Raw genomic sequence first — 10083 nt, 5'->3', positions numbered from 1 at the left:
GGGGGGGGGGGGGGGGGGGGGGGGGGGGCGGGGGGGGGGGGGGGGGGGGGGGGGGCGGGGGGGGGGGGGGGCCGGGCGGGGGGGCGGGGGGGGGCGGGGGCCGGCCCCCCCCCCCCCCCCCCCCCCCCCCCCCACGCGCTGGGCGGTGCTATCGGATGCCGCGGCGGTACAGCTCGGGGCCGCAGACCCGGGCGCACGGATCGTCCGACCGTGCCACACCGGGGGCGGCGAAACCGGTCGGTGGCGGAACGAGCTGGTACTCGCGGCCGAGCGCGTCGGCCTGAGTGTTGCCGTACATGGACACCTCGCCGTCCGACCAGCGTACGAAGAGGTCGTCCTCCCAGTTGTTCGCGCCGAACTCGCCCGCCGCGACGACGCGGGCATGGGTCCAGGTGCTGTTCGCGGCGAGCACCTTGGACTCACCGCCCAGGCCCCGGGTGCCGACGTCCTGATAGATGGTCAGTTCGCCGTCGGACCACTTCACGAACAGGTCGTGGTTGGGGTTGGTGTCGCTGGTGTCGCCGTCGAAGTCGCCTCCGGTGATGAGGTCGGCGTGGTCGGCCCACAGGCTGTTCTTGGCGAGCAGCTGTGTCTCCGCGTGGAGGCCGGTGCCGTCGACGTTGGTGTACTTGGTGACCTCGCCGTCGACCCAGCGGACGACGAGGTCGTCGGGCCACTTGTTGCCGCCGTACTTCCCTGTCGCGATGCCCTTGGCATGCTTCCAGACGGACCCGGCCTGCGCGATCTTGATCTCGTTCGCCGGGTGCTGGTCCGACGACGTGGGGAGCTTGGTGTTCTGGTCGATGTCCTTGTAGATCGTCACCTCACCGTCCGTCCACTTCACCAACAGGTCGTAGGCGTTGGATCCGGTGAAGTCGCCCGCGGTGACGACGTCGGCGTACTGGCTCCACAGGTCGTTGGGCTTGGCCAGCTGCACCTCGCAGGGCTGCCCGGCCTTGCATCCGGTGTAGAAGCCCTGGTTCTGGTCTCCCGGATAGAGGGTCACCTCGCCGTCGCTCCACTTGACGACCAGGTCGGAGTCGCCGTACTTCTGCGACTCGGTGTGGAACGTGCCGGAGGTCGCGGCCATGGCGTGCCGCCACAGCTTGGCGTCTCCCAAGCCGTCGGCGCCCTTCGGGGTGTCGGGCGCGTAGTCGTTGACCGCCTGGTTGTAGAGGCGGACCACGTCGGCGTCGAACTGGGAGGAGTACGAGATGTCGTCCCGGGTCCCGCCGGTCTTGTAGCCGCCGATGACACCGATGATGTCGCCCCGCTTGCCGTCGAAGTTGCGCAGGAAGGGGCCGCCGGAGACGCCCGGAGCGAAACCGTCGCAGGCGATCTCGAGGAATCGGTCGTCGAATCCCTTGGTGGTGGTCGAAGGACAGACGAGGGGCGCCTTCGATCCGCCGGGGAATCCGATGAGGGTGACATTGCGCTGGGCGAGCTGCGCGGAATGCAGGGTGGTGAGCTCGTTGCCCATGCCGGTCGCGTTCTCCAGGAATTCCCCCTTGGAGTTCGGGCCGGCCCTCAGGATGGCGAAGTCGAGGTCGTCGGCCTTGGCCGGCCCTTGGGCCAGATAGCGTCCGTCGATCCAGACCTTCCCCTTCTTGATGGGGAAGATTCCGTACGGGGCGATGCCGCGGCCCTGGTGCGCCGGGTCCGGCTTCCAGCCGGGGGCGAAGGCGAGGGACTTGAAGCGGTCGTTGTCGTTGAGGCAGTGGGCCGCGGTGATGATGAGCGACTTCGTCGGAGAGGCGACGGAGGACGCGGAGCAGAACTGGTCCCGGCTTCCGGGGTCCGACTGCGGGTCGTCATCGTCGTTGATGAGGAAGACACCGGCCGTCGCCACGCCCCGCTTGTCGAACGCGGAGCCCGCGCGCAGCCTCTCGCCGAGCGACGGAGCGCCCCCGGCGTCCCCCTCCGCGCCGTCGCCGGTCTCCCCCTTGCCCGGCTCCACCGGTACGGCGTCGGCGATGCGCTCGGGTGTCCAGTAGGCCTCCGCGGCTCTGGCCTCGGCGATCTCCTCGGGCGTGGCCTTCAGTTCCTGCCCCGGCGGCGACGGAACGTCCGTCGGCTCGGTCACCGAGGCCTGTCCCGAGGGCGAGGGAGCCTCGCTCGTCGGTTCCACGGATCCCGAGGGACCGGTACCGGTCGGCTCCGGGGACGGCGTGGGGGCGCCGGTACCGGCCGGCGCCGAGGACGGCGTGGAGGTGCCGGCTCCGGTCGGTGTCGGGGACTGCGTGGGGGCAGCGGTGCCGGCCGGCGCCGGGGTCGGCGTCGGCAGGGCCGTCGCCGCGGGGGCGGCCAGCAGGATCGCCGCGGTCGCCAGGCCCAGCGCGCCGGATCTCCATCTCGGGCGCAATGCGTACTTTCTCACAGCTCGGATTACCTTTCACGGTTGGTCAGGCCGTCAGGTGACGTCAGGGAACCGCACTGTTCGCATACTTGTGCGGTTCGCCCGGCTGAACCGTATGCGAATCCCTCGAATCCGCCGATCACTTATGCGCGGGGCCACTCCCGGACGGAAAGAACACGCCATGAGGGGAATTCGGCATTCCGCGGCCGCCGCCGTGCGAACGGCCCCGCTCAGCGCCTGGTGAGTGGATTTCATGACTCGCGTACGCCCCTTTGTTCTCCGGGGATCCGACGCAGATATCGGCCACCCGGAGAGACGCCCGCCCCTCCCCCCGCGTGTGACATCAGCTACCTTCCGCCGCAATCCCCGCCTACGGACCGCAAAGGAAACTTGGCGACTATTCGCCCCAGGCACCCCAGGAGCCCCAGGTCGGCTGTAGCCCCGTGCTGCGCGCGCGTCGCCGAGTCCGCCGAGTAAGTCCCGCGAGTCCGGGTAGGCGCCGGAGGTCGGCGGGAAAGCAGGGCGTGACACCTGGGGAGGTCGCACGCCCTGCTTTCCCGCCGTTTCCTTCCCCGGCCCAGGAGTGCCCCGCCCCCTCCGGCGGGCGGTGCGGCCGGGGCGCCCGTAGCGTGAGAAGGACCTGCGGGGGGAAAGAGCGACACGGACGGTGGCTGTGCCGGAGATGGACTACGCGGCATTGTTCGCCGCGACGCCGAGCCCGTATCTGGTCCTGGGCCCCGACCTGGTGATCATGGAGGTCAACCAGGCCTATCTCGAGGCGACCGGGCGGACCCGGCGCGACCTTCTCGGGCAGCACGTCTTCGACGCCTTTCCCGACAATCCCGCCGATCCCTCCGCCGACGGGGTGCGGAACCTGAACGCCTCGCTGCACCGCGTACTGGCGTCCCGGCAGCCCGACACCATGGCACTCCAGAAGTACGACATCCCCGTCACGAGCCGGTCGGGGGCCTTCGAGGAGCGGTGGTGGTCCCCCGTCAACACGCCGGTCCTCGCCGAGGACGGCACCGTGGCCTGGATCATCCACCGCGTGGAGGACGTCTCCGCGTTCGTCCAGGCCCACGCCACCGCCAACCAGCCGCCCTCCCGGCAGCTGACCGAGCGCGAGGCCCTGGAGGCCGAGCTGTATGCCCGCGCGCGGGAGCTGCAACGGCTGAACGAGGAGCTGCGGCAGGCCCACACCCGCGAGCGGCAGGTGGCCGTCGCGCTGCAGGAAGCCATGCTCCAGGCCCCCGACCTGGCCCACCACCAGAACGTCGCCGTGCGCTACCTGCCCGCCACCGGATCACTGAACGTGTGCGGCGACTGGTACGACATGGTCGACCTGCCCGACGGCCGCTTCGCCGTGGCCGTCGGTGACGTGGTCGGCCACGGTCTGGAGGCCGCCGCCGTCATGGGCATGCTCCGCAGCGCCCTGAGCGCCGCCATCCGCGCCCTGGAGCGGCCCGCTCAGGCCCTGGAGGTCCTGGGCCTGTACGCACGCTCGGTCGAGGGCGCGCTGAACACCACCGCGGTCCAGGCGCTGGTCGACCCGACGAGCCGGCTGATCATCTACAGCAACGCCGGCCACCCGCCGCCTGCCCTGGTGCACCAGGACGGCACCTGCGAGCTGGTGGACCAGGCCACCGACCCGCCCCTGGGAGTGCGGCCCCAGCACGTGCCCCGACCGCAGGCCACCGCCACCTACACCCCCGGCGACACCCTGCTCCTCTACACCGACGGGCTGATCGAACGCCGCGGCGAGGACATCGACACCAGCCTCGCCCGGCTGACCGGAGTCCTCGGCCAGTACGCCCACCTGGATCCCGAAGATCTCGCCGACACCCTCCTGGCCCACCTCGGACTGGCCGGCGGCGGCCGCGACGACACCGCGCTGGTCATCGTGCGCCTGTGACCGACGCTCCCGCCCAGGACCGGCGGGCACCGCCCCGCCCGGCTGACGTGTCAGTCCGCCGGCAGGTTCTGCTCGGCCCAGATCGTCTTCCCGCGGTACGTGTGCCGGGTACCCCAGTTCCGGCTCAGCTGGGCCACCAGCAGCAGGCCGCGGCCGCCCTCGTCGAAGACGCGGGCCCGGCGCAGATGCGGTGACGTACTGCTGGCGTCGGACACCTCGCAGATGAGGTTGCGGTCGAGGATCAGACGCAGTTCGATGGGCGGCCGGCCGTACCGGATGGCGTTGGTGACCAGTTCGCTCACCACGAGCTCGGTGACGAACGTGGCCTCCTCCAGGCCCCACTCCAGAAGCTGCTGTCCGGCCTTGCCGCGGAGCTCGGCGACCGCGGACGGCTCCGGCGGTACGTCCCAGGCGGCCACGTGGGCCGCGTCCAGGGCGTGCGTACGCGCCAGCAGCAGGGCCACGTCGTCGGCGGGCCTGTCGGGGAGCAGCGTGTGCAGTACGGCGTCGCAGGTGCTCTCCAGGGAGGGGCCCGCGCGGGACAGCACGTCCAACAGGGCGTCGACGCCTTCGTCGATGTCGTGCCCGCGGGCCTCGACGAGACCGTCGGTGTACAGCGCGAGCAGGCTCCCCTCGGGCAGCTCGAACTCGGCGGACTCGAAGGGCAGCCCGCCCAGTCCCAGTGGGGGGCCCGCGGGCAGGTCGAGGATGTGCGGCTCACCGCCGGGGCTGTGCAGCACCGGCGCCGGATGACCCGCGCGGGCCATGCAGCACAGGCGACTGACCGGGTCGTAGACGGCGTACAGGCAGGTGGCGCCGATGTCGGCGGCGCTGCGGGGTGTATCGTCCGCCTCGGCCGACAGCCGGTCGACCAGGTCGTCTAGGTGGGTGAGGAGCTCGTCGGGGGGAAGGTCGACGTCGGCCAGCGTCCGCACGGCGGTGCGCAGTCCTCCCATCGCGGCCGACGCCTGTATCCCGTGGCCCACGACGTCGCCGACGACGAGGGCGACCCGGGCGCCGGAGAGCGGGATGACGTCGAACCAGTCCCCGCCCACGCCGGCCTGCGCGCTGGCCGGCCGATAGCGTGAGGCGACCTCGACGGCGGGCTGCCGGGGCAGCCGCTGCGGCAGCAGGCTGCTCTGCAGCGTCAGCGCGGTGTCCCGCTCACGGGTGTAGCGGCGGGCGTTGTCGATGCTGAGGGCGGCCCTGGCGGTGATCTCCTGTCCGAGGAGGAGGTCGTCCTCCTCGAAGGGTTCCGGACGCAGGTGGCGGGAGAAGGTGGCCACGCCGAGCGTGATGCCGCGGGCGCGCATCGGCACCGCCAGGACCGAGTGGAAGCCGAACTGTCGCATCCGTTCCGCGCGGTCCGGAGCCTCGGTCGCCCATCGGGCCACCCCGGCCCGGGTCACCTGGTGGATCCGGGGCCGTCCAGAGGCCAGGCATTCGGCCGCGGGAGAGGGGTCCGGGTAGACGGCGACCGTTCCCAGCGGGACCACGGCCTCGGGGCAGCCCGGCAGCACCGACTGGTTGGCCACGCGGCGCAACAGGACGGGGCTGGGCAACGTCAACGCGCTCAGTTCCCGGTCGTCCTCGATGTCGGGGAGCAGGTCCACGGTGACGAAGTCCGCGAGCTGCCCGACGGCCACGTCGGCCAGTTCCTGCGCGGTGCGGGTCAGGTCCAGGCTGGTGCCGATGCGGACCCCGGCCTCGGCGACCAGCGCGAGCCGCTGACGGGCCAGGTGTTCCTCGGTCATGTTGTGGGCGGACAGGAGCACGCCCTGGACCGTGCCGTCGGGATCCTGCACCGGCGCCAGGGACACCGACCACAGAGTCTCGCGTTGATCGCCGGCCAGTTGCAGGGTTGCCCGCAGGTGCTGGCGTTCACCGGTCTCCAGAACCCGCCGCATCAACAGTTCGGTGCGGTAGCTCACCGGGTCGAGGACGATCTCCGACACCCGCAGCCCGCGCATCTCGGCCTCGGACAGGCCCAGCACACGTTCCATGTCCGCGTTGACCCGCAGCAGCCGCAGCTCCGTGTCGTAGAGGGCCATGGTGCACGGGGAGTGGGTCAGTGACCAGCCGAGCAGACCGTCCTCGTCGGGATCCGGACGGGACCGGGCCACCGGCGAAACGAGCAGCCACTCATGACCGCCGCCGTCACCGGAGGCATGCTCACGGCGATGGGCCAGCAGACTGACCGGAACGAGGCGGCCGTCCCGGTGCCGCAGGTCGACCTCCCCGTTCCACCTGCTCAGGCCCACGACGGACTCAAGCGTCACGTGGGGAAGCTCTCCGGCGAGCAGCACGGCGGCGGACCGGCCCATGACCTCCGACGCCCGGTATCCCATCAGCCTCCGCGCGCCCTCACTCCACCCCGTCACCACACCGTGCGCGTCGACGACGGCCCTGGCCGTAGCCGCCTCGCCGTCGTCTTGTGCCATGGCGCCCATCCTGCTCTCCGCAGCACCGAACCGTGCCGACACACGAGGCATACATTATAGAACTAGCAATATTTACGCGCGCACACCCAAACCCACCCTTCTTTCCCTACGGTCACCGAAACCCCCGGTCAGCGCAGGTCGACCCGCCCTCGGCCCAGCAGATCCACGACGGCCCGGAGCACGGCGTCCGGACGCTCCTCATGGAGCCAGCCGTGTCCGGCGTCGTGGAGGACCCGGTGTTCGCCGTGCCGGCTCTCCGCGGCCAACTCCGCGTGCAGCGCGAGTTTGGCGTCGTTGATCTCACGAAGGAGTTCCGCGGGCCAGAGGTGGGCCTGGGTGGCGTCGTGCCCCAAGGCCGACAGCACGATGGTCGGTACGTCGGGAGTGGCCGGCGCGCGCCGGAGCTCCTCGGCGACCTCGTCGTACAGGTTCTCGTTCTCCTGGGTACCGACCCGCCAGGTGGCCAGGTGGCGTTCGACCAGCGGCCCGCGCACGGGTGGGGGCCAGGCGGCGAAGTGACGCTGCATCTGTTCGCGGGACTGCTGGATCTGCTCCTCCGTGAGCTCGAGCGTCTCCTGGGCCCGCATCTGCTCCATCATCGCGTCGAGCCTGTCCCGCACCTGCTGCGGCGCACGGGCCGCCATGTCCTCGTGGAAGGGGTCGAGCAGGAGCAGCCCGGCCACGTCACCGGGGAACCGCCGCGCGTAGTGAAGCGCGTACGCCCCGCCCAGGGAATGTCCGACCAGCAGGTAGGGCCCGGGTACGGCGGCGACCCGCAGCAGGTCGCGCAGTTCGTCGGTGACCTCAGCGGCCGTGCGGGGCAGTTGGGTCGGCTCACTCCACCCCGTGCCCCCGCGGTCGTAGAGCACGCTGGTGGTCGACTCGGCGACCCGGTCGTGGAGGTTCACGTAGTCCAGGCTCATCAGCCCGGAGCCGGCCAGGAAGACCACTGCCGGGCCGCCTTCGCCCGTGCGGTGCAGCATCAACCGCCGACCTGCGACCTCGTACAGGCGACCCGACGGCGGCGTGGGGACGGGTACCGCTGCGGCGCGTTGCGGAGGTGATGGATTGAGCATGGCGGGGACCCTTCGATGTCATCATTCTCAGCTTTGAGAAAGGTATCGGACGTGAGATCGTACGTCCATGGACCCCGTGGATCTCCTCCTGCACCCGGTGCGGCTGCGCATCGTGCACGCCATGTCCGGCGGGCGGCCCCTGACGACCTCCCAGTTGTGCGGCCTCCTGCCGGACGTATCGAAGGCGACCGTGTACCGGCACGTCGGCACCCTGGCCGACGGCGGTCTTCTCGAGGTCGAGGACGAGCAACGGGTGCGTGGCGCCGTGGAGCGCCGTTACCGGCTGCGGCAGGCCCGTGCGGTGATCGACGCCGAGACGGCCGCGTCCCTCAGCCCGGCGGACCACCGCCGCGCCTTCGCGGTGGCCATGGCCTCGCTGCTCGCCGAGTTCAACGCCTATCTCGACCGGGATGGCGCGGATCCGGCCGCCGACCTGGTGGGCTACCGCCAACACGCCGTCTGGCTCAGCCCGCAGGAGCGCGCGGAAATGATCGACGCCCTGCGTGAGGCACTCCTCCCCCACGTGCGCCACGCCCCCTCGCCGGAGCGCACCCGGCATCTCATCAGCCCGATCCTCTTTCCCGCCGAGGAACCGCCCCCGCCCTGAGACGCGGCCGAGGCAACGCGTACTCCTTCGGTGACCGGCTGGGCGCCGGAGATCTGATGGCTGGTCAGCTGGTGTGCGGCCGCTCAGAGCGTGGCGCGCAGGTGACTGACGGTGACGAAGTGGAAGCCCCGGGCGGTCAGCGTCTGCAGGATCCGCGGGACCGCGGCGACCGAGGTGGGGTGGATGTCGTGCATCAGCACGACGCCGTTGCGCTTCGCCTTGGCGATGACGACCTGGGCGACCGGCGTGGGCGTGTGTGTCGCGCCCAGATCGAGCGAACGGCTGGGTGTCACGGTCTGCCGCTGGGCACGCTGCCCGAACGCGGAGAGCCAGGGGGTGATCGTCTCCTCGGAAAAGGTCACCATGTAGGTCCCGGCGGCCGGGGCGCCCACCTCGCCGCGGTCGAAGGAAACCCGCAATCCGCCGTCGGCGGTGAAGGCCATGTCGGAAGGCGCGCGCGCCCACCGCCTCCGGCTCGCCCTGGGAGGCGGTGTCGGAGGTGCCTGTCAGCGCACCCGTCCGGTGACGCAGGTCGCCGTCCCACAGGGTCACGTGCCCGGTGGAGTCGCCGACGGCGAGCCGGGTGCCGTCTGGGCTGAGCGCCGGCGCGGTGACCTCGCGCCCGTCGGCGAGGGCGCGCCCGGTGACCCTTCCGGACCCCGGATCGGCGTACTGCCCGTCGGAGCTCACGAGCATGCCTCCGTCCGGACGCACGGTCAGCGCCTGGCCGGAGAGACCCAGGGCCCGGGACCGTCGGTGGTCACGGGTGTCCCAGACCTCCGTGGAGTGGTTGTCCGCGGTGGCGCGGACGGTCAGCAGGGTGCGGCCACCGGGTCCCAGGGCGAGGGCGGTGGCCGGGCGGTCCGCCGCGCCGGAGGTGTCGAAGACCGTACGCACCCGGTGCGCCCGGACGTCCCACACGATGAAGCGCAGCCGCAGCGCGCCCTGCGCGGAGGCGGTGTCGGCGACGGCCAGCGCGCGACCGTCCGGACGTGGCGGACCGTGACACGCGACAGGCCGGTCTCCTCCGCCAGCCTGATCTCGCCGCTCAGCAGGGTGCCGGGCACCAGCTCACCATGTTCGATCGCACGCCTCAGCTGCTCGGCGAGTTGCTGGTGGAGCGGTGTCCGAGTCGTGCGGTCCAGGAGGAGGCCGTAGGAAGTGGAGCCGCGCGAGGGGACATCCGCGCGCGAGGGGACGTCCGGGTGTTCATCCCGCATGGCCTCGTCCTGACATGCTCGGTCTGCGGCACCTGGACCGGCTGGGGGCGCTCCGCGTCGGCGCCCCCGCACGGTCGGTGCCCCGATCTGGGCGGATCAGCCCTCGGACTGCTCGGACTGCATCTCCAGCTGCATCCGGGCCAGTCCGGCCTCGAGGTGGGCCATGGCCTCGCCACCGGCCATCAGGTCGGTGATCTCCTCCCGGGTGCGTTCGCCCTTGCGGAAGTCGTCGGCCTTCTGACCGTGGATCAGGACGGCGAAGTGGTCGCCGACCATCATGGCGTGGCGCACGTTGTGGGTGACGAGGATGCCCGGGATCTCACGCCACCGCGCGCCTGTCCCGAACCGCCGGATCACCCCCTCGAACTGATCCCGCAGCCGCTCGGGGTACGGGCCGTACTCGCCTATCGGCAGGAGCGGCACGATCAACTTCCACTGCCCGTCGGTGAGTTGCCTGCGCGTCACGATCGT

At 71.4% G+C, this 10083-nt stretch carries 6 protein-coding genes and 1 pseudogene; 2 read left to right on the top strand and 5 right to left on the bottom strand.

Features of this window, described 5'->3' with window-relative positions; translation table 11 throughout:
- Positions 1-148: 148 nt before the first annotated feature.
- Entirely contained in the window at positions 149-2377 is a 2229-nt protein-coding gene (locus tag ACFYWX_RS34855; RefSeq protein WP_389428831.1) for a trypsin-like peptidase domain-containing protein, read from the bottom strand.
- A gap of 661 nt (positions 2378-3038) precedes the next feature.
- Here ACFYWX_RS34855 and ACFYWX_RS34850 point away from each other — a divergent pair.
- Positions 3039-4268, top strand: a complete 1230-nt coding sequence (locus ACFYWX_RS34850; RefSeq protein ID WP_389428836.1) for a PP2C family protein-serine/threonine phosphatase — start codon at positions 3039-3041, stop codon at positions 4266-4268.
- 50 nt (positions 4269-4318) lie between these two features.
- Here the strand turns inward: ACFYWX_RS34850 and ACFYWX_RS34845 are convergent, their stop codons facing one another.
- Both ACFYWX_RS34845 and ACFYWX_RS34840 read right to left on the bottom strand, forming a co-directional pair.
- Entirely contained in the window at positions 4319-6709 is a 2391-nt protein-coding gene (locus ACFYWX_RS34845; protein WP_389428830.1) for a SpoIIE family protein phosphatase, read from the bottom strand.
- 128 nt (positions 6710-6837) lie between these two features.
- On the bottom strand, positions 6838-7692 hold the full coding sequence (locus ACFYWX_RS34840) for an alpha/beta fold hydrolase (RefSeq protein ID WP_389428829.1): 855 nt from the start codon (positions 7690-7692) through the stop codon (positions 6838-6840).
- A gap of 160 nt (positions 7693-7852) precedes the next feature.
- Here ACFYWX_RS34840 and ACFYWX_RS34835 point away from each other — a divergent pair, with 160 nt between their 5' ends.
- Positions 7853-8392 carry a helix-turn-helix domain-containing protein gene (locus ACFYWX_RS34835; protein WP_389428828.1) on the top strand — a complete coding sequence of 180 codons (540 nt, stop codon included), beginning with the start codon at positions 7853-7855 and terminating at the stop codon, positions 8390-8392.
- Positions 8393-8475: 83 nt separating this feature from the next.
- On the opposite strand, the gene ACFYWX_RS34830 is transcribed toward ACFYWX_RS34835, so the two are convergent.
- Positions 8476-8835 carry a hypothetical protein gene (locus ACFYWX_RS34830; RefSeq protein WP_389428827.1) on the bottom strand — a complete coding sequence of 120 codons (360 nt, stop codon included), beginning with the start codon at positions 8833-8835 and terminating at the stop codon, positions 8476-8478.
- Between the two features lie 1089 nt (positions 8836-9924).
- Positions 9925-10077, bottom strand: a pseudogene (locus tag ACFYWX_RS34825) (transposase); the annotation flags it as partial.
- Positions 10078-10083: the final 6 nt, after the last annotated feature.

The organism is Streptomyces sp. NPDC002888 (assembly GCF_042888465.1).
Lineage (GTDB): Bacteria > Actinomycetota > Actinomycetes > Streptomycetales > Streptomycetaceae > Streptomyces.
Note: the sequence above shows the minus strand (reverse complement) of the source record. Positions and strands in the feature narration are given on the sequence as shown.

Coding starts and splice junctions, on each gene's coding strand:
- ACFYWX_RS34850 (WP_389428836.1), top strand. CDS start 3,039: ATGGACTACGCGGCATTGTTCGCCGCGACGCCGAGCCCGTATCTGGTC.
- ACFYWX_RS34845 (WP_389428830.1), bottom strand. CDS start 6,709: ATGGCACAAGACGACGGCGAGGCGGCTACGGCCAGGGCCGTCGTCGAC.
- ACFYWX_RS34840 (WP_389428829.1), bottom strand. CDS start 7,692: ATGCTGCACCGCACGGGCGAAGGCGGCCCGGCAGTGGTCTTCCTGGCC.
- ACFYWX_RS34835 (WP_389428828.1), top strand. CDS start 7,853: ATGGACCCCGTGGATCTCCTCCTGCACCCGGTGCGGCTGCGCATCGTG.
- ACFYWX_RS34830 (WP_389428827.1), bottom strand. CDS start 8,835: ATGGCCTTCACCGCCGACGGCGGATTGCGGGTTTCCTTCGACCGCGGC.